Origin of the sequence: Flavobacterium sp. (genome assembly GCF_031422135.1) — a bacterium.
Taxonomy (GTDB): domain Bacteria; phylum Bacteroidota; class Bacteroidia; order Flavobacteriales; family Flavobacteriaceae; genus Flavobacterium.
Genome location: NZ_JANOQD010000118.1, coordinates 24,676 through 45,724 on the forward strand (window position 1 = coordinate 24,676; position 21,049 = coordinate 45,724).

Annotated in this window: 16 protein-coding genes; 7 read left to right on the top strand and 9 right to left on the bottom strand. The window is 33.7% G+C overall.

All coding sequences use genetic code 11. The features are described from left to right. Nucleotides 1–45: 45 nt before the first annotated feature. The gene (gene rimM / locus RMO70_RS15540) at nucleotides 46–570 is read right to left on the bottom strand and encodes a ribosome maturation factor RimM (protein ID WP_310557358.1); all 525 of its coding nucleotides are present in this window, start codon (nucleotides 568–570) and stop codon (nucleotides 46–48) included. 17 nt (nucleotides 571–587) lie between these two features. Next, nucleotides 588–1,172 (bottom strand): 30S ribosomal protein S16, encoded by a 585-nt coding sequence (locus RMO70_RS15545; RefSeq protein ID WP_310557359.1) that lies wholly within the window; start codon nucleotides 1,170–1,172, stop codon nucleotides 588–590. A gap of 180 nt (nucleotides 1,173–1,352) precedes the next feature. On the opposite strand from RMO70_RS15545, the gene RMO70_RS15550 reads away from it, so the two are divergent. Further along, a complete protein-coding gene (locus RMO70_RS15550; RefSeq protein ID WP_310557360.1) occupies nucleotides 1,353–2,045 on the top strand; it encodes a DUF6252 family protein in 693 nt (230 codons plus the stop codon). Between the two features lie 110 nt (nucleotides 2,046–2,155). After that, nucleotides 2,156–2,563, top strand: a complete 408-nt coding sequence (locus tag RMO70_RS15555; protein ID WP_309609476.1) for an RNA-binding protein — start codon at nucleotides 2,156–2,158, stop codon at nucleotides 2,561–2,563. 271 nt (nucleotides 2,564–2,834) lie between these two features. Here the strand turns inward: RMO70_RS15555 and RMO70_RS15560 are convergent, their stop codons facing one another. The 7 genes from RMO70_RS15560 to RMO70_RS15590 all read right to left on the bottom strand — a co-directional run bounded on the left by RMO70_RS15560 (nucleotide 2,835) and on the right by RMO70_RS15590 (nucleotide 12,062). Then, the gene (locus RMO70_RS15560) at nucleotides 2,835–4,196 is read right to left on the bottom strand and encodes a hypothetical protein (RefSeq protein WP_310557361.1); all 1,362 of its coding nucleotides are present in this window, start codon (nucleotides 4,194–4,196) and stop codon (nucleotides 2,835–2,837) included. 70 nt (nucleotides 4,197–4,266) lie between these two features. Continuing rightward, complete coding sequence (locus RMO70_RS15565) at nucleotides 4,267–5,652, bottom strand: hypothetical protein (protein ID WP_310557362.1); 1,386 nt, start codon at nucleotides 5,650–5,652, stop codon at nucleotides 4,267–4,269. Between the two features lie 26 nt (nucleotides 5,653–5,678). Next, a complete protein-coding gene (locus tag RMO70_RS15570) occupies nucleotides 5,679–5,996 on the bottom strand; it encodes a Bor family protein (protein ID WP_310557363.1) in 318 nt (105 codons plus the stop codon). 35 nt (nucleotides 5,997–6,031) lie between these two features. Continuing rightward, nucleotides 6,032–7,744 (bottom strand): ELWxxDGT repeat protein, encoded by a 1,713-nt coding sequence (locus RMO70_RS15575; RefSeq protein WP_310557364.1) that lies wholly within the window; start codon nucleotides 7,742–7,744, stop codon nucleotides 6,032–6,034. Nucleotides 7,745–7,760: 16 nt separating this feature from the next. Further along, nucleotides 7,761–10,016: a tail fiber domain-containing protein gene (locus RMO70_RS15580; RefSeq protein ID WP_310557365.1), complete on the bottom strand. Its 2,256-nt coding sequence runs from the start codon at nucleotides 10,014–10,016 to the stop codon at nucleotides 7,761–7,763. 55 nt (nucleotides 10,017–10,071) lie between these two features. After that, nucleotides 10,072–11,577, bottom strand: a complete 1,506-nt coding sequence (locus RMO70_RS15585; RefSeq protein ID WP_310557366.1) for a hypothetical protein — start codon at nucleotides 11,575–11,577, stop codon at nucleotides 10,072–10,074. A 2-nt stretch (nucleotides 11,578–11,579) separates the two neighbouring features. Continuing rightward, nucleotides 11,580–12,062 carry a T9SS type A sorting domain-containing protein gene (locus RMO70_RS15590; RefSeq protein ID WP_310557367.1) on the bottom strand — a complete coding sequence of 161 codons (483 nt, stop codon included), beginning with the start codon at nucleotides 12,060–12,062 and terminating at the stop codon, nucleotides 11,580–11,582. A gap of 161 nt (nucleotides 12,063–12,223) precedes the next feature. Here RMO70_RS15590 and RMO70_RS15595 point away from each other — a divergent pair, with 161 nt between their 5' ends. The 5 genes from RMO70_RS15595 to RMO70_RS15615 all read left to right on the top strand — a co-directional run bounded on the left by RMO70_RS15595 (nucleotide 12,224) and on the right by RMO70_RS15615 (nucleotide 21,005). Beyond that, entirely contained in the window at nucleotides 12,224–14,158 is a 1,935-nt protein-coding gene (locus RMO70_RS15595; protein WP_310557368.1) for a sensor histidine kinase, read from the top strand. A 2-nt stretch (nucleotides 14,159–14,160) separates the two neighbouring features. Continuing rightward, complete coding sequence (locus tag RMO70_RS15600; protein ID WP_310557369.1) at nucleotides 14,161–14,775, top strand: response regulator transcription factor; 615 nt, start codon at nucleotides 14,161–14,163, stop codon at nucleotides 14,773–14,775. Between the two features lie 98 nt (nucleotides 14,776–14,873). Further along, entirely contained in the window at nucleotides 14,874–19,475 is a 4,602-nt protein-coding gene (dnaE, locus tag RMO70_RS15605) for a DNA polymerase III subunit alpha (protein ID WP_310557370.1), read from the top strand. After that, complete coding sequence (locus tag RMO70_RS15610) at nucleotides 19,475–20,371, top strand: hypothetical protein (protein WP_310557371.1); 897 nt, start codon at nucleotides 19,475–19,477, stop codon at nucleotides 20,369–20,371. The genes dnaE and RMO70_RS15610 overlap by 1 nt, the downstream gene beginning before the upstream one ends. After that, nucleotides 20,364–21,005 (top strand): ATP-binding cassette domain-containing protein, encoded by a 642-nt coding sequence (locus RMO70_RS15615; protein WP_310557372.1) that lies wholly within the window; start codon nucleotides 20,364–20,366, stop codon nucleotides 21,003–21,005. Before RMO70_RS15610 ends, RMO70_RS15615 begins: the two co-directional genes overlap by 8 nt. Nucleotides 21,006–21,049: the final 44 nt, after the last annotated feature.

Below are 21,049 nucleotides of genomic sequence, written 5' to 3' on the forward strand. Positions count from 1 at the left end.
TTAATTTAATCTAAAAATCTAATTGTCCAATAATCTAATAATCGGTTAAAGGTACATTTCCACCAATCCTTCTGGCAAATCCATTAAAACTTTTTTGTTTTCTCTGTCAATTTTGACAATAAAATGATCAATCATAGGAATCAACATTTCCACTTCACCGTTTAAAACTTCAAACAAAGGTTGTGCAGTGGTATCATTTACAGAAACAATTTTTCCAAAAATACCCACACGTTTGTCTTCGATTTCAAAACCTATTACTTCGTGAAAATAAAATTTGTTACCAGTAAGTTTAGGCAACATTTTGAGTGGAAGATACACTTCGCAATTCATAATGGCATCCGCTTCTTCTTCGTTACTTACATCTTCAAAACGAACACGAAGAAAATCGCCTTTGTGAAGGTTACTATTTTCAATAAAAAATGGAATCAAGTTTTTGTTGCATTCAACAAAAACTGATTCCAAATTTTCATAAATTTCAGGTTCGTCAGTATCTAAATAGATAAGAACTTCCCCTTTGAAACTAAATTTTTTTGCAATTTTACCTAAATAGAAACAATCTTCCTTACGCATTTTGCAAAAAATAAATATTAAGCTTCTTTTTCTTCTGTACTTTCTTCAGCAGCTGGAGCTTCTTCAGCAACTACTTCTTCAGTAGCAGCTTCAACTTCAACTACTTCTTCTGTAGCTACTTCTTCTTCCACTACAGCTTCTGGAGCTTTAGCAGCTTCAGTTTGAGCAGCAATACGTTTTTCGTTAGCAACAGTTTCTGCTTTGAATGCTTTCGCTCTTGCAGCAACTTCCGCTTTAGACAATCCGTCTTTTTTAGAATCTACTTTACCAGCTTTTGCTTCTAACCAAGTTGCTAATTTTGCATCAGCTTGATCTTGAGTTAATGCACCTTTACGAACTCCTCCATCAAGGTGGTGTTTCAATAAAGCACCTTTGTAAGAAAGAATTGCTCTAGCTGTATCAGTTGGTTGAGCACCATTATGCAACCATTGTACAGCAGCATCAAGGTTCAAATCAACTGTTGCAGGATTTGTGTTTGGATTGTAAGTACCAATTTTTTCTAGGTATTTACCGTCTCTTTTTGAGCGTGCATCTGCAGCTACAACCCAGTAAAAAGGTTTTCCTTTTTTTCCGTGTCTTTGTAATCTAATTTTTACTGACATAATCTAGTGATTAAATTTTGAGGTACTCGACCTCTATTAATTAAGGGTGCAAATATACATATTTTTTTGAATCAAAATACTTGTATGCTGTTTTTTAATGAATTGTAATAAAAATACTTTACATATAGTGTATTATTAATTGTATTCGGTTATTTTTGTGGTCTACAAATTCAAATTCAAATGAAAAATATTTTTTTATTGCTGTTTTCAAGTGTTCTACTTTTCTCTTGTCAAGATAGCGTAGAATTTAATAATCCTGCTATGCAGGCTAGTATTGATAATCAACTATGGAGATCAGTTAGTACAGTAGCTACAAAAAGCGCAACAGGTTCGCTTGTCATTAAAGGCAATACAAGTAATGGTCAAGTAACTTTGAATATAAATTCTTCTGCTTTAGGAACGTATTTATTAGGTACAACTAATCAAACGAATAGTATTTCTTATTCAGCTTTATTCAATACTGAGCAGACCTTATTCGGGACTACAATATATTCAGCGCCTGTAAATAAAATTTCAATTTCATCGGGTGGTTCTGGATATACTGCTGCTACATCAGTAGTCACGACTACTAATGGAGCTGGAACTGGTTTGAAGGTTGATATTAAAATAAATTCCACTGGTTCCGTTAATGAAGTGCTAGTTAATGCACCTGGAAATGGATACAAAGCAGGAGATTTTGTAACTATTACTGGCGGTAATGGTGCAGCAAGAATTATCATTCAAAATGTAACCAAAAGTAATGGCGAAATTGTTATCACAGAAAGCGCTAATGGTTTTGTCTCTGGAAATTATAAGTTTGTTGCTGTGAATACAGTATCGGGTAATATTGTAGTAGCCCGTAACGGTGTTTTTTATAAAATCCCTGTAAAATAGTTTTGCACAAAGTGCTTATAATTACTATTTTAAAACAAATTACTTAATAATGAGAGTTTTATAAATTAATTAGTCTACCTTTGTACTAATTATATTTTTAAATTATATATATGAACATTTTTGTTGGAAGCCTTCCTTGGAGTATTGAGGAAGCAGATTTAAGAGAGTCTTTCGAGGCTTATGGTACTGTTGATTCAGTAAAAATTATAACTGATAAATTTACAGGTAGAAGCAAAGGTTTTGGTTTTATCGAAATGCCAAACGACGAAGAAGGCCAAAAAGCTATCGACGAGTTAAACGGTGCATCAGTTGATGGTCGTGCTATTGTAGTAAACAAATCAGAGCCAAAACCAGAAGGGGAAAGAAAAAGCTTCAATAACAGTCGCCCAAGTGGTGGTGGTTATGGTGGCGGTGGAAACAGCCGTGGTGGTGGAGAATCTCGTGGAGGTTACAGTGGTGGTGGAAACAACCGTGGTGGTGGATCAAACGACCGTGGTGGAAACAGAGGCGGATACTAAATCTACACTTATTTCAAAATATATTAAAACCACTTGTGAAAACAAGTGGTTTTTTTGTTTTTAAATAATGTAAAAATTATCCCAAGTAATCAAAAAAAATCGCCGTGTTTGTAAAACTAGACGATTTAAAAAAGAACACAACATCACTCAAATTTAATTTGTAACATACAAAATATTTTAACTATTTGCCCAGGCTTTGATATTCCAGTTAAAGCAACCATAACAATAGCATTGAATTAATGTTGTATCGCTATAAACAATTCAAATTAAATTATTCTCTTTTACCAAAACCTGTTTCGCCAATCCATAAAATTCTTGCTCCTTTTATACAAGAAAATTGAATGTTGTAGCTTTTTGGTTTTCCTTCGATATCGCTAAATTTTATTTGCCAATTATTAAGATTAGTAAACTTGCCAGCCGATTTTACGCTTTGAAATTTTATATTGCCCACAAAACCACTAGCTACACCAAGATCCCATTTGTAAGTATTTCCGGCACCAAATTCAAAGCTTTCATTTGACGCATGTGTATTGGCACCAGCATTGGCACCCGTATAAGCATTTACATATTGTGTCATTCCAGAAAAATTGCTGGTCCATTTTCCTTTTAAGTCAGTTGTGGCAACCGCAAATTTATTATAATTAGTCATATTTGCCATTTTATCCCAGCTAGATGCTAATGCTTGGTTTGTGTAGGCGCCAAATTCTTTTTCAAAAGAAAATTTATCGGCTGCAATAAACTCAACATATCGTCCTGAACCATTATTATAATGTTTTTTAAAAAATACCACATACACTGTTTTGCCAGTCGATTTTTCAACCATTTCTGCTTCTGCAAACTCTATGGATTGCCAACTGTATAAAGGTTTAAATTCCATATTGGTTGCACTACTGTATTTTGGTGCAACAAGCATATCCCAAGCATATTTTAAACCAGCCATTAAGTCAGAACTGTAATCATCTACGGCTTTATTTGGATAGTGAAGTACCACTTTTAGATTTTCATTTGTAACCTCAACCCAATCGTCTTGGACTGTGCTATTCCAACCATCATCAAAATTAGTGGTTGTAAATGCAAAACCATCATTTTTTGCAATTGAAACTAACGTATTAGTTTTAACAGTATTTTTTACTGGTTTTATTGAACTCTTATTTGATTTTTTTAAAATTATCGATGCTATAAAATTGGTGATTTCGGTTTGATAAGCATCACTATTGGTCAAAATAAGCATACTCATCATCGTTACATTGTCGCTTGAAGTGATTAAATAAACTACATTTTTAGTACCTTCAGCTTCAAAAGTAGCGAAACCAGTTTGGGTTTCCCAGCCATTTTCAGTTTCAGTAGGTTGTAATTGAGGCTCGGCAGTTTCAGAAACCATTTGTTTTACGACTGATTTCCAAGTTAGATCAAAATTTTCTGCAGTCGTTGCTGTCGATGGCATCGATTTAAATAATGTGATGGCGCAATAAGTACCTTTATTTGTATCTTCTTTTGTGAATTGAAGCGTGCTTTCTGATGTTTGTTTTTTCCAACCTTTTGGAACGGTATACGTTGCAACATCAAAAATTTCTTTTTGAGCGACCATATTTATTGAGAAAAGGATCAGTAAAAGTGAAATTATATTTTTCATAATTTGCATTTAAAATTAAATCCAGATTACAAATTATACTAATTTTTTGTAATCTGGATTAAATTGCTATTTAATTTTGGGCATACAAAATATTGGCTCCACTTGCCCAAGCTGAAGTATTTCGGTTATAATATCCGTACCAATCATTTGCAGCTGGTGCGGTAGCAGTGCCATCACCATTAGTATCGCCACCACGAGCATCATCTTTTATAGAAGTAAGAAATGCCGTTACATCAAGTGATAGATTAATAACATTAAGCCCATACGTATTGCCTTGTGGAAATTTCATTATGGCACCTGGACCAATATTCATTGAACCCGTACTTTTCTGTAAGTAACCATCCATAACATACGCTACTTCGGTTTCGTTATAATTTACAGTAATATTGTTACCTCCGTCAGGGAAAACCCAAATGCAATTTTTGGCGTTTTTTTGAGCTGGATTTGCAGGATTAAAGTAAGAATTATTTGGATTTAAAGAATAAGTACCGTTTACATAAATCGGAATATTATTATCATAAAAAGTATTGTTGGTAAATACGGAGACTGCGGGATCTTTCATATTAGCACCTCCATAAAATGCAAACTGACTTGTAAAACCAGTGCTAGAAGCCGTGTGTGCAAAAACACATACATTAAACGAAAACGAAGTACCGCCAACGGCAATTTGTACAGCACATCGATAACCACCATCGTTGGCTCCAGCATAAAGAAAATCGCAAAATTCAAATTGGTGATTTGTTCCACCATTAATGTAAAGATTAAGCCAATCACCTTTTTGTGGTGTGGTTGCATTCCCATCTCCATTAGTATCTCCGCAAACCGAATCGTCTTTTAATGAGGTGAATACAATGTGATTACCATTCTCTCCATCGGCAATTATTTTACCACCATTCCTAATTTCGATTTTACCTGCATTACCTAGTTTGATTACAACTCCTGGTTGAATTGTAAGTGTTTCGGTTACGTTTACTTGAGTATTAATAACATAAACATTGCCTGTTGTCCAAGTAGTTGGTGTGGTTATTCCAGCAGTTACGTTTACAATAGGACAACCGCCAAGCGTAGTAAATGTTTTGTTTTCTCCATAAACAGTGCCAGTGGCGTTGGTTGCAAATGCTCTAATGTGACCTGTTGTGTTTGATGGTAAACCAGTAAAAGTATCTGAAAAGGCGCCGATGCCAGTTCCCATTTCTATCACATCATCGTTGTTTGGATCATCAATTGTTGGGTTTATAGTTAAACTAATGCAAATTCCTCTTCGGGTTACTATACTTCCACCATCGGAAACCACATTACCGCCCAATTTCGCTTGCGTATTTGTAATATCTGCAGGAGTGTCAGTAGTTACCGCTAAAACATTGGGAACATTTGTATTTTTAGGCACATCGTCTTTAGAGCAACTTGTTACAAGAGATGCAATTATAAGTAGTATAATTATTTTGAAATTTTTCATAGTATTTGTTTTTAAAAAAGTTGATTTTATTTAGTTACTATTGTAGTAGTAGGAGCATAAATACCAAAAGTTATTGCTGTTAACAATCCGTTTAGGAAAGTATGTTTAGTTTCTATGGTGTAGTTTGCTGCGCCATCTGCCATTTCTTTAGGATTGGATTGGTTGGTTTTTACAAGACCGTGAATAAAATAGGTATTGTTTTTAACTACTTTTGTATCCCCTTGGGCACCTTTACCAACTACACTGGTGTAACTGTAGCAAGAGTTTAGTAATAACAGCATTAGTACATAAAAAGACGCTTTTCTTGCTGTCTTTTTAATTTGAATTGTGTTTACATTTTTCATAATTTTTGTTTTTAAAGATTATTATTTGTTTTACATTAATTTTTAATAAATTTATTTAGAGAACTTTTTCCATCAGATATTATTTGAACAACATAGATTCCGTTTTGCAGTTTTTCGACATTTATGGTATTAGAATTTGTATTTTGTTCTAAAACTTTTTTACCTGTTAAATCGGTAATTGAAATTTTATCAATAGTTAAGTTTTCAGAATTTTGAATGGTTAAAATATCTTTCACAGGATTGGGAAAGATTTTAATTTTGGTTTCATTAGATGTATTTTCTGTTATAGAAAGCGGGTTTAACTCTAAACGCCATAATTCTCTACCGTTTTGTCCGCCATTGGTTGCATTGAAAAATAAATTATCAGCAACATTTATCAAACCTTCTGGAGAGGAACTTTCACTCAAAAATCTAATATTATAGCCAATAGTTCCGCTTGCTGTACCATCCGTTTTAAATAGCTCTTGACCAATAATTGCATCATTTGCAACGAAATATACCGTACCATTTATGTTTGTAAATTGACCAGGTTCTGAACCTCCAACACCGGCATAAAGATCTTTTATCATAGTAGTTCCTGCTTCTGTACCATCGCTTTTCCATAATTCAATACCATTAATTCCATCATTTGCAGAAAAATATAGAGTGCCATTTGCATTTGTTAAATTATTAGGAAATGAACCATAGTTATAGGTACCAGTTCTAATTTCTTTAACTTTTACTGTTCCTGCTGAAGTACCATCAGATTTCCATAATTCAGAGTTTTGATTATTAGAATTTACCTCACTATCTGAGGCACTAAAAAATAAAGTCCCATTTATATTGACTAAACTCCAAGGCGTAGAATTATTAGCAGTAAATCCATTATTACCAGGAAAAATATCTTTTACCATCATAGTTCCTGACGCTGTTCCATCGGATTTCCATAATTCTCTTCCATTAGTAGTGTCTTCTCCCACAAAAAACAATGTTCCATTTACATCAGTCAAAAACGGATACGAGCCAATGCTTGATTGTAAACCTGGCTGACCTCCAACAATTATAGTTCCTGCACTTGTACCATCACTTTTCCATAATTCAATGCCATTTATTTCGTCAACTGCTCCAAAAAATAAAACACCATTGACGTTGGTTAAGCTGTAAGGAACGGAACTATTTGGTGTACCATACGAGTTATTGCCAGTATAAATGTCTTTAACCATTACGGTACCAGTTGCTGTACCATCACTTTTCCATAATTCATATCCGTTGTCGATATTATTACATCTAAAATATAGTACTCCATTAACAGCTGTAAACATTGCTGCATCTGAATTTCCATCTGAAAAATTAGGGTAAATATTAATGTCTTTTACCATTACTGTTCCAGCTTCAGTGCCATCGCTTTTCCAAAGTTCACTGCCATTAATGCCGTTATTTGCTGTAAAAAACAAAGTGCCGTTAACATTCGTTAAATTGAATGGGTCAGAATTATTAGGTACGCTAGCAAACTGGTAGCCTGGATAAATATCTTTAACCATAACAGTACTAGCATTGGTGCCATCACTTTTCCACAGTTCAAATCCATTTACACCATCATTAGCAGCAAAAAATAGGGTTGAATTAATTTTTGTAAAACTTGGATCATACGAAAACGAAGTATTTGTTCCAAGATTAATATCCTTGACCATATAAGGTTGTTGAGAATATACATTCCAATTAAATACAAATGAAAGCGCGGTAATTAAAAAATAAAATATTGTTTTCATAACTTTAAAGTTTAAATTATTTTTTCTCTAATGCTTCAATACGTTTGGTTAGTTTATCAATAATTGCCTGTTGCTCTTGAATGGCTTTTACCATTGGTGCCAGCAAATCGTTGTAACGCACACTGTACATTCCTGCATCGTCTTTAGTAATGATTCCATTTTTTTCTGTATTGAGTTGGTTTAATGTTGCTTCTACTTCTTGGGCAATAAAACCGTATTCTACTTTTTTGGAATCATCATTATTTCTGAAATAGGATACAGGATTGAGTTTGTTTATAAAATCCAAACCAAGAGAAGATTTTTTAATATCCGATTTCCAGCGTTTGTCTGAGGTTACTGATAATGCGACTTGGCAACCGAAATAAGTAATATTGGCATTTCCTAAACGAATTTGATTAGAACCTGTGGCATTGGGCACATTTGCAGCAAAACCTATACCTATATTATTTGATCCAGCCGTCAATAAATTAAGTGCACTACCTCCGAGAGCAGTATTAATATCACCCGTTGCAATAGTATATAAAGCTTGACTCCCTAACGCTGTATTGTTGCTACCTGTGATGTTTGAATATGAGGCATAATGCCCATGAGCAGTATTGCTGCTTCCTGTTGTGTTTGACCGAAGCGCTTCTGTTCCCATTGCAATATTTGCATTCCCTGTTGTATTTGAAACTAACGATTGATAACCAAATGAATTATTATAAAAACCTGTTGTGTTGTTTTGTAACGCGAATGCTCCATTTGCCGTATTTAATGCCCCCGATGTATTTGCTTTTAATGCCTCTCCACCTATTGCGGTGTTATGATAGCCTACCGAGTTCGACTTTAATGCACTAAATCCTGTTGCAGTATTATTAGTTCCAGTAGTATTCAATTCTAAAGAACTCATACCTATTGCAGTATTGGCACCACCAGTAGTGTTTGCGTACATAGCAAAAGTACCCAAAGCCGTATTGTTTAATCCTGTTGTATTAAACCCAAGTGTACGATTACCAAAAGCAGTATTGAACCCACCAGTTGTATTGGCGTTTAATGCAAAATAACCAGTTGCAGTATTGTTGTTTCCTGTGGTATTGTATTGCAGAGAATTTGCACCAATTGCTGTGTTTTCATTTCCAGTTGAATTAAACCGAAGAGAACTTCTGCCATAAGCTGCGTTAGAATTACCAGTGGTATTACTGAACATTGATTCAACTCCAGATGCGGTATTGCCATAACCAGTAGTATTATTAGAAAGAGTATTGTAACCATTGGCTACATTTAAACTTCCTGAAGTATTGTTTAACATAGCTCCAAAACCAGTCGCGGTATTGTTACTACCATCTATATTTGAAAAAAGGGCATTTGTTCCAAAAGCAGAATTGGCGATTCCTGTTGTATTTTTATAAAGTGATTCTAAGCCTGATGCAGTATTATAGTTTCCCGTAGTATTGTATCCAAGTGAGCTAACCCCGATTGCAGTATTTCCAGCACTTATAGTGTTTGAACCTAAAGCATATAATCCAATTGCTGTATTTCGTGAGCCAGTTGTATTATAACCTAATGCCGATGATCCTAGAGCAGTATTTCCAATTCCTGTCGAATTTGTTGCAAGTGCATTGAAGCCCGTTGCTGTATTATCTATTCCGGTGGTTGTAAAATAAAGTGCGCCTGAACCAATTGCCGTGTTTTGCGCACCCGTTGTGTTGTTTAAAGCAGCATTTTTTCCGAGAGATACATTGTCATTGCTTATTCTACCTGCCAATATGCCATTTCTTTTGAAAACCAAATCATTATCATCATTAGTTCCTATAAAGTTTGATGCTGCATTGGTACCCCAATTTCCTTTGGTGTTCCAAGAATTTTTACTATTTTCAGCATACAAAGCATACGGCACACTCAACAATTGACTTGTTCCTACAATAGTATAATTGGTTCCACCTGCTGGGTCGGTTTCGGTTTTTATAAAGTAAATTCCAGACTCCCAATTTATATCCGAAAAAACACCAGTAGCGACTGTTCCATTGCCAACTTGTAATGTTGCCAGTCCGTTAATATTAGTTGTAACATTTTGTGTTTCGACATAAGTTGCTGTTCCTGTTGCTGAACCTTGTAAAATACTGATTCGCATTCCTACATTTGTATTTGCTACAAGAGTGTTAGTCGTATTTCTTATTACAGCTTGATAACTCATTTTTTGAGGAGTATATGCTTGAGCGAAAACCGAGTTCTGTGAGCAGATTGCAGTGAGCAATAGCAAAGATTTTAAGATGTTTTGTATTGAATTTTTCATAATTTTAGTTTTAAATGATTTCTTAATTCTTAAAAGTCAATGTTTTTAATTGGTATTATTGAGGAATTATTATTGCATACGCTCGAAAACCAACTTGTGGATCGTTAAAAATGTTTTTAGCTTTGAATTGAAATGTGTGCTGTCCAGGTTGTAAGTCAACTATATGTGGACCAATTGAGGCTGATGTGGGAACACTGTCTCCAGAATAATTAGCACCTACGATTCCAAATGTTTTAATAATGCCGCCCTGAAAAACCTGAAGTTCCCATTTTGTATTACAGGAACCTATCGAGCATGGTTTTGAAGTTGTTGTTTCATAGTTTAATATGACTCTTACAGGAACTGTTGTGGTAAAGCCAATGTGAGAATCTGGCAAATCAACCGTATTGAATCCAGAAAGATTTAGACTGGAAAAATTTCCTTGTACGGCTTTAATAATTGTTCCAACCGAACTCCAACTAGCACCAAAATTTGGACCATTGCTTGTTAATACTTGTCCTTTGACACCTTTATTACCATTAATTATTAGTGAACCATTTCCGCTTATTCCAAATTTTTCAGTTAATTGACCATTAGGTTCTCTTGTTGAGAAACCCAATCTTGAATTGTATTGACCAAAGAGACTGCCATCATCAATAAGACCTCCGATTGATGCCATTTTCTTTTCCTCAAATGCTGTATTATCAGCCCAACTAATAGTTCCAGCAGAACCTGTTGTGCCATTTGTAGATAAAATCAAATGTGGCTGGCTGTTGTTGCTACTCAACTGATTTTTTATTTCAAGTACTTTATCAGTTGTAGGATATCCATATTTTTGAGGAGTTGTTGTACCAATACCTATATCACCATTGCTTTTAGCTGTAAGTCTTGGAACATTTATAGTGGAAAGATGGGTTGATCCAGTAGCGTTGCTTCCATAAGTTCCCAATTCAACATCTTCAGGATTTCCAGCATAACTTCCTACATAACCACGATTGACGCCATTTTCTGCAAGCGTTACCCACATTGAGTTGCCTCCATCAAAAGTAGCGACATTAGGTGTATTAGATTTTACAGTTAATGGTGTAGCTGGTGTTGCTGTTCCAATGCCTACATGTCCAGAATTATTGTTACTAATAGCAGCACCATTAGTTGTCCATTTGTTATCGGCACTACTTAATGCATATGGCACGCTCAAAAGTTGGTTACTCCCAACAATACTATAATTGGTCCCACCACTAGGATCAGTTTCGGTTTTTATAAAGTAAATTCCAGAGCTCCAATTTATGGTTGCAAAAATCCCAGTCATAACAGTTCCATTTCCAATTTGTAGCGTTACTAATCCATTGGAATCGGTTGTAATAGTTTGCGTTTCTGAATATACAGCCGTTCCTATTGCAGAATTTTGTAAAATACTTATTCGCATTCCAATATTGGTATTTACAACTAAGGCGTTACTCGCATTTCTAATTACTGCTTGGTAGCTCATTTTTTGTGGCGCTTGAGCATGTGCAGAAAAAAGAGTCAAGAACAAAGAAAAAAGAAGTGTTATTTTTACGATATTTTGTATTGAATTTTTCATAATTAATTGTTTTTGATTATTTTAAATGTTTTAATAGATTTATTGTTGTGGGAAACATTTAAAAAATAAATAGCTGATGCCAGATTTTCTAGCGGAATTTGAGTTTGATTGGTTTTGATTTTTTGGTTGGAAATTTCTCTTCCATTAACATCAAATAGTTGGTAAGTAAAATCTTGAAAATCATAGTTTTCAATTTTTAAGTTTACAAACGATGTTGTTGGGTTTGGAAAAACCATCATCTGCAACTTTATTTGTGTAAATTCTTCGCCGCTCAAAGTAGAAATTTCAAAAGGTTGTTGCAGACCTTGACTTACAGAACCAGTTGTTCCTGTAGCCGCAATGTAATCTATTTGACCAATAGAGTAACTGGTACTTCCGCCAGTTCCTGTAGCATTTCCGCCCGATGCTAGTGTGGCTTGTTGCGCTTGAATTTTGTTGAAACCAATAAGTAATACCAGCATCAAGAGTAATTGTGTTTTTTTCATATTATTCATTATTAAGGTGTTATCGTTTTAATAATGTAAAATTAGCGGATAGAAAAAAACCTACTCTACTGTAAAATAATGATTTATAATATCCTACTTTTATAGGAGATAAGAAAAAGGAACTTGTGGTTAACTTTGTGTAACTATTCAAATAATAAATTATGAAAAAAAGAATTTTGATCTTAACAGTATTTGCTTTTTATTCTTTTGGAATGTTTTCTCAATCTAAATTAGATAGCATGTTGAGAAAGTTGCCTGTTATGAAAGAAGACACAAGTAAAATAAAGCTTTTGTTTGCTATTGAAGATGAATATTTAAAAACGAATCCCGACTCTACATTATATTATTTGAATATTAGTGATAAATTGATTAAAAAATTAAAGGCTTCAAAATACGATTATGATTATAATTTTGAACTAGTTAAAGTTTTCCACGCCAAATCTGATTATAATAAAGCTTTGAAATACACATTAAGGTCAAATCAAATTGCAAAAAACAATCGTAATATGCTTCAAGAAGCTGAATCGTATCGTACATTATTTTCGCTATATCAAAATTTAGGTAAGACAGATTTAGCTATAAAATATGCTCTTTATTCTTTGAAGTTTAGCAAATCTGTCGGAGATACACTCAATTTATCCATTAATTATGGAAACCTATCAAGGTTATACTTTGAATTAAATCAATTTAAAAAAGCTATTCATTATGGAGAGAAAGGAATTGAATCAGGCAAAAAATATAAAAACATAAAAGGATTGTTAATATGCATAAATAATACAGCCTTGACATATATGAATATGAATGAAAATGCAAAAGCAGAAAAATTATTTAAAAGTCAATTAGCTATTGCTAATAAAGAAAATTTTCCCAGATCTTCATCAAAAGCATTAATAAATCTATGTTCAATATATATTCAAACTGCTGATAAAGAAAATCTAAAAAAATCGATTGCAGAATTAAATATAATTGCTTCAGAAAACAATTCAGTTTTAAGTACAGCTGATAGAACTATTATTAAGAAATTGAATGCTCATTATCATATTTTTAATAATAATTTTAAACAAGCAGATGTTGAGTTGAATGATGGAATACAGATGGCAATCAATGATAGTTTACCATCTCAATTGTTGAATTTATATTACCTTAAAACAAATTTGAAATATGCCGAACATAAATATTATGAAGCTGAAAGATATGGATCAAAATATGATTCAGTAAATATTATAATTAATGATGAAGAAATGTCGAAATTTTCACTTGATTTAGAAGAGAAATATAAAGTGGAAAAGAAAGATAAAGAAATTTTACTATTAGAAAAAAATCAAATCAAACAAAGAACATTTATTTATTCCTTAGCAGGTATTGCAATGGGTTTATTAATTTTTAGCTTTTTATTATACAAAAATTACAGAGCTAGAAAAAAAATTAACGATCAAGAAATCATACAATTACATCAAGAAAAAAAGATTGATGCGACACAAAATATGATACAAGGCGAAGAGCAAGAACGAACGCGGCTGGCGCGTGACTTGCACGATGGATTGGGGGGGATTCTAACAGGTGTAAAATTTCAATTGAATAGTATGAAAGGAAACGTAATTTTATCAGAAGAAAATGCGGGTACATTTACTAAAAGTATTTCTCAAATAGACAATGCTATTGCCGAAATGCGTCGTGTAGCTCACAATATGATGCCGGAAGCTTTATTGAAATTTGGTTTGGACGAAACACTCAAAAGCTATTGCGATTCGGTTTCACAGAATTCAGAACTCACAGTTTCCTACCAAAGTTTTGGAATGGAAGAAAGATTGGAACAAACCAACGAAATTGTTTTGTACAGAATTGTGCAAGAACTTTTAAACAATACTATAAAACACGCCAAGGCTACAAAATCCAATATTCAATTATCTAGGAATGGCAATATAATTTCGTTAACTGTCGAAGATAATGGAAAAGGTTTTGATGTAAATGCGATAAAGAAAAATGGAATTGGTTTGTCAAACATCAACCACAGAGTGGAATACCTTAACGGGAAAATGGACATACAATCTGACAGCAAAGGAACATCAACTCACATTGAATTTGAAATAACATAAAAATGAAGCACAAAATTTTTATAGTCGATGATCACCCAATGGTAATTGAGGGATTCAAAGCATTGCTTAGCCAGAATGAAGAAATTATTATTGTTGGCAGTGCCGAAAATGCTTTTCAAGCCATTGATTTTCTCAAAAAAAATGAAGTGGATATTGCTTTTCTCGACATCAATTTACCCGATATTAGCGGTATCGATCTGTGCAAAAAAATCAGAACCGAATTTCCTACTATTCAATGCTTGGCATTAAGCACTTTTAACGATAGAAATTATGTTTCTAAAATGATTGAAAACGGTGCTAGTGGTTATTTGTTAAAAAATTCATCTAAAGAAGAAATTATTCAAGCTATTGGCACTGTTGCTAATGGCAATATGTTTTTTAATGTGGATTATCAGAAACAAAATACTTCAAAATACGACCAAAAACCCATTTTAACCCGTCGAGAACTCGAAGTGTTAAAAGAAATTGCCGAAGGATTAACCAACCAACAAATTGCCGATAAACTTTTTATTAGCATCACAACCGTAAGCACACACCGCCAAAACCTAATGCTCAAACTCGAAACCAACAACACGGCTTTATTGATAAAAATGGCTGTAAAATATGAGTTGATTTAATATTTTTGTTAATAACTAAAATTGCCTTTCAATCTCATAAAATGTATTTTTGTTTCAACAACTATTGCCTTTTGCCTAGTTATTAATGCCTAGAAATAATGTATTTAATCTTCGATACCGAAACCACAGGATTACCAAAGAGTTGGTCAGCACCCATAACCGATACCAACAACTGGCCTCGTTGTGTCCAAATTGCTTGGCAATTGCACGACGATATGGGAAACCTTATCGAGCATCAAGATTATCTCATCAAACCTGAAGGTTATAATATTCCTTATGATGCAGAACGCATTCACGGAATTTCAACAGAACTCGCCCAAGAAGAAGGGGCTTTGCTTAGTGAAGTTCTAGAAAAATTCAATATAGCTTTATCAAAAACTAAATTTTTAGTAGGTCAAAATGTAGGTTTTGATGTCAATATTATGGGTTGCGAGTTTCATCGTGCAGGAATTGATTCCACAATGGTCAAAATGCCTGTTTTGGATACGTGTACAGAAATTACGGCATCCCTTTTAAAATTGCCTGGTGGTCGTGGGGGAAAATTTAAATTACCAACATTAACAGAGCTTCACCAATATCTTTTTAAAGTTCCTTTCTCCGAAGCGCACAATGCAACTGCCGATGTCGAAGCAACCACACGTTGTTTCTTCGAATTGATTCGTACCGAATTTTTTACCAAACAAGAACTAGAAGTTGAACAAGAGTATTTTGAGGATTTTCAATCAAAAAATCCAAAAGAAATTCAACTTGTTGGTTTAAAACATATTAATCTAAAGGAAGCCTCCGCCGAAATTGCGAAACGATTTCAACAAGCTACAAAACTTGAAACTAAAACACCATTTTCAACTGAAGTTACGCAAGATTTAGCGTCTTCAAAGTTTGTTCATTTACACAATCATTCTCAATTTTCTGTTTTGCAATCCACCATTTCTGTTGCAAAATTGGTTGCCGCAGCTGCCAAAAATAAAATGCCAGCTGTTGCCATCACAGATCACGCCAATTTGATGGGCGCTTTTCATTTTGTTCGGGATGTTTTAAATCAAAATAAAGCGGCTTCCGCAAAAAATGCTACTGCAATAGAAAACGGAGAACCTGCAACTGAAGTCGAAATGAAACCAATTGTAGGTTGTGAATTTTTTGTTTGCGATAATCATAAAGACAAAACAAAAAAAGACAACGGCTATCAAGTGGTTTTCTTGGCCAAAAACAAAAAAGGCTATCATAACTTAGCAAAAATGTCTTCCATTGCTTATACGGAAGGTTTTTATTATGTACCAAGAATCGACAGAAATGTCATCGAACAATACAAAGAAGACATCATTATTTTATCTGGAAATCTCTATGGAGAAATTCCAAGTAAAATTTTAAATCTTGGAGAAAATCAAGCAGAAGACGCTTTACTATGGTGGAAATCGCAATTTGGTGAAGATTTTTATCTCGAATTAATGCGTCACAATCAAGAAGACGAAAATCGGGTGAATCAAACCTTAATTTCGTTTGCTAGAAAACACAATGTAAAACTTATTGCCACAAACAATACATTTTATATATCTAAAGACGATGCCAATGCGCACGATATTTTGTTGTGTGTCAAAGAAGGGGAAAAGCAAGCCACACCAATAGGTCGAGGTCGCGGTTATCGTTTCGGATTGCCCAATCAGGAATATTATTTCAAATCGGATGCCGAAATGAAACAATTATTTTCCGATTTGCCAGAAGCCATTGTCAACATTCAAGAAATTGTCGATAAGATTGAAATTTATTCGCTTTATAGAGACGTATTGTTACCGAAATTTGAAATTCCAACCGAATTTTTAATTCCTGAAGATGAAACCGATGGCGGAAAACGAGGAGAAAATTCCTTTTTGCGACATTTAACTATGGTTGGTGCCAAAAAAAGATATGCTGAAATTATAACAGACCCGAGCGATAGCGTACAGGCGAAGCTAATTCAAGAACGTATTGATTTTGAATTATTAACCATAGAAAATTCAGGCTATCCAGGTTATTTCCTAATCGTTCAGGATTTCATTGCCGAAGCTAGAAAAATGGACGTTTCTGTTGGACCAGGTCGTGGTTCAGCTGCGGGTTCTGTGGTAGCCTATTGTTTGGGAATTACCAATATTGATCCACTTTTGTACAACTTACTTTTCGAGAGATTTTTGAATCCAGATCGTGTGTCTCTTCCCGATATTGATATCGATTTTGATGACGAAGGGCGAAGCAAAGTAATGGATTATGTGATTCAGAAATATGGATCCAAACAAGTCGCACAAATTATTACTTATGGAACAATGGCAGCCAAATCGGCTATTCGTGATACAGCTCGTGTATTGGATTTACCCCTTTTTGAAGCCGATAAAATTGCCAAACTGATTCCAAATTTAATTCCGTCCAAATGGAGTTTGTCTCGTTTTATGAACGATACTGAAGCAGAAATCAGAAAAGTATTGCGTCCAGAAGATTTCGATAAAATGAAGGAATTAGTTCAACTTTCTAAAGATGAAGATTTGAGTGGCGAAACCATTCAACAGGCTCAAATTTTAGAAGGAAATCTTCGTAACACAGGAATTCACGCTTGTGGAGTGATTATCACGCCAAGCGATATTACCAATTTTGTACCAGTTACGACTGCAAAAGATTCCGATTTATATGTTACCCAATTCGACAACTCGGTTGCAGAAAGTGCTGGATTACTCAAAATGGACTTTTTGGGTTTGAAAACCCTAACTTTAATAAAAGATACTGTAAAATTAGTCAAATACAGATCTGGAATTCAATTGGATCCAGATACTTTTCCTATTGATGATGTCAAGACATATGAGCTTTTTCAACGTGGCGAAACGGTTGGGATTTTTCAGTATGAAAGTGCTGGAATGCAAAAATATATGAAAGAGTTGAAACCTACCGTTTTCAATGATTTGATTGCTATGAATGCCTTGTATCGTCCAGGACCAATTGCTTATATTCCGAGTTTTATTAAACGAAAAAACGGCGAAGAACCTATAGAATATGACTTGGAAGCTTGCGAAGACTTACTAAAGGACACCTACGGAATTACGGTTTACCAAGAACAAGTAATGCTTTTGTCTCAAAAACTAGCCGATTTCTCCAAAGGAGATGCCGATGTTTTGCGAAAAGCGATGGGAAAAAAACAACGGGATGTCTTAGACAAAATGAAACCTAAATTTGTCAGTCAAGCAGCTGCCAAAGGTCACGCCGAAGACAAACTAGAAAAAATTTGGAAAGACTGGGAAGCCTTTGCCGAGTATGCGTTTAACAAATCACATTCCACTTGCTATGCTTGGATTGCTTACCAAACTGCATACTTAAAAGCGAATTATCCAGCGGAATATATGGCAGCGGTTTTGTCAAATAATATGAGCGATATCAAGCAAGTTTCCTTTTTTATGGAAGAATGCAAACGAATGGGATTGCAGGTTTTGGGACCAGATGTGAACGAATCCTTTTATAAATTTACAGTAAATGATGATTATGCGGTTCGCTTCGGAATAGGTGCCGTAAAAGGTGTTGGAATGGGAGCTGTAAACACTATTGTTGAGCAAAGAAAAGAAGGAAATTATAAATCTATTTTTGATTTAGCCAAACGTGTGGATCAAAGAGCTGCCAACAAAAAAGCTATTGAAAATTTGATTCTAGCTGGAGGTTTTGATTGCTTTAAGGACACACACAGAGCACAATATTTTCATACAGATGGCGATAATTTGACTTTTTACGAAAAAGCAATTCGTTTTGGAACAAAATTTCAAGAAAATGAAAACTCAGCACAAGTCAGTTTGTTTGGCGATGCTAGTGATGTGCAAATAGCAGAACCTATTATTCCTGCTTGTGAAGAATGGAATACGATGGAAAAACTCGCCAAAGAGAAAGAAGTAGTTGGAATTTACATTTCAGGACATCCGCTTGACGATTACAAATTCGAAATGAAATATTTTTGTAATAATAAACTAGATTCGTTACGAAGTTTAGACCAGTTTATTGGTAAAAATCTCTGTTTTGGCGGAATTGTGACCAACGTCCAACATCGAACTGCCAAAAACGGAAAAGGTTGGGCAACATTTGTATTGGAAGGTTATGACGAAAGTCACGAGTTCAGAATTTTTAACGAAGAATATTTAAAATTCAGGCATTTTCTAGGTCAGAATCATTTTGTATTTATCAAAGTGAACATCAAAGATGGTTGGGTGAATCGTGAAACGGGCAAAAAATCGGATCCACAAATTAATTTTATGCAAGTGCAATCCTTGCAAGATGTATTGGCGACTTTTGCTAAAAAATTAATTATTCATTTGGATATTAAAGATTTACGTGAGGAATTGGTAACCAAATTAAATGCCGTTTTCAACTCAAATAAAGGCGACAGTGCATCTGTTACTTTTGAAATAATGGAATTAGAAAAAACCACCAAACAGGTAACCTCCCTTTCTGAACCAATAAAATTGGAACAAAAACAAGAAGATGTTTTGTTTGATGATGACACGTCTACTGAAGAAGTTGTTTTTACTGAAGAAATTTCTGAAGAATTAGATATTCCATTGGTTGCAGAAACCGTTATAGAAGTGGAAGAAACCATTGTGGTAAATCGAATATCAATGCCAAGCCGAAAGTTGAAACTTAAAATATCCAATGAATTGTTATTAGAATTAGAAAAATTGCAGGTTAATTTTAAGTTGAATTAATGCGCCAAATTCTAAAATATCTAATTACCATTCGGTTTCGAAAAATCTTTGCAAAAGAGGATTATTTAGCCATTGCTATTTTTGTTTTTGCGATTGGTTTTTTGACTTATTTGTTTCAAGTTAAGGCAAGTCAATATGCTAATTATTTAGGGATTTTTGCCCTTCAAGTACTTGCAATACATAGTAATAGAAATGATTTAGAGTTGTTGAAACTAAATTCTAAGTATCGATTAATTCTATTTTTTGAATATAGTATTTTGAGCTTTCCAATTTTAGTTTTGTTATTAATAAACTTAGAATTTATTTATGTTTTAGGTTATTTAATGTCAGTTTTTGCAATAACTTTCATCAATAAATCAACTTCAAAAACATTTCGATTTCCGTTTAAAATGTTTGATCCTTTTTGGACAATATCCTTCCGAAAACACAAATTGTTTTTAGTAATTCCCATTCTAGGATTTCTTGCTTTTATGGGTTTTACATATCAAAATCCAAATTTGTATTATGCAGTTTTGTTCGTTGTGGGAATTGTGATATGTGTTCCTTCGAGCGAAAGAGAAAAAGTGCATTTTATAAAAGCAAGTTCGTTTATTGGAAAAGAATATTTGTTTCAACAAATAAAAACAGTTGGTTACAATTCGATATTTGTCTTGATTCCTGTTTCGATTGTATTTTTGGTTTTAAAACAATTTCAAATCTTGTTTTTTATCCCATTACTGTTGCTGTTTCCAGTAGTAAATTTACTTTTTAAGTATGTTTTTTTTGAACGTAAAATAGTTCACAGTATCTTTTTTGCTTTGTTTGTTGGAAACTTAATGTATGGATTTCCGTTGCTTTTTATTCCGTTACTCTACATAAAATCAATTAAAAATTTGAAACTCACTCAGAATGCTTAACATACAAATTAAAAAAAAGAGTTTTACTTCAAAAACCATTTTTGAAAACATCGATTTCGAAATTCTAGAAAACGGAATTTATGGATTTGTGGGTAAAAATGGCCAAGGAAAAACCACTTTATTCAAGTGCATTTTAGGATTAACCGAATTTGATGGAAAAATTGACTTTAATGCTGAAAAACTAATTCTGAAAAATATAGCTTGGTGTCCAACGGAACCTGATTTGTATGAAGAATTAACGGCTGCTGAGTTTTATGATTTTTATCGGGAATTGACTAATTGCAAGAAAACAAAAGAGAATTTATTATTTGATGTTCCTAATAATCAGTTATTAAAAGATTTTTCGACAGGAATGAAAAAGAAAACTTATTTGAATGCTATTTTTCAAAACGAACATCAAATATATATTCTTGACGAGCCATTTAATGGACTGGATTTAGAATCCAATTATGTATTGATGAATTTCTTGAAAGAAAAAAGCAAAGAGTCAATTGTACTTATTTCGTCCCATATTTTGGAAATTTTGTATGCGAATTGCAAATCAATTTTTGTTGTGAAAAATAAAAGTGTTGAAAAATTTGAAAGAGAAAACTTCAACAAAATTGAAAGCACTCTTTTTGCGATAATGCCCTAGCCCAGACAGCAGCGGCATCCTTTTTATTTTTTCTTTAAAAATAA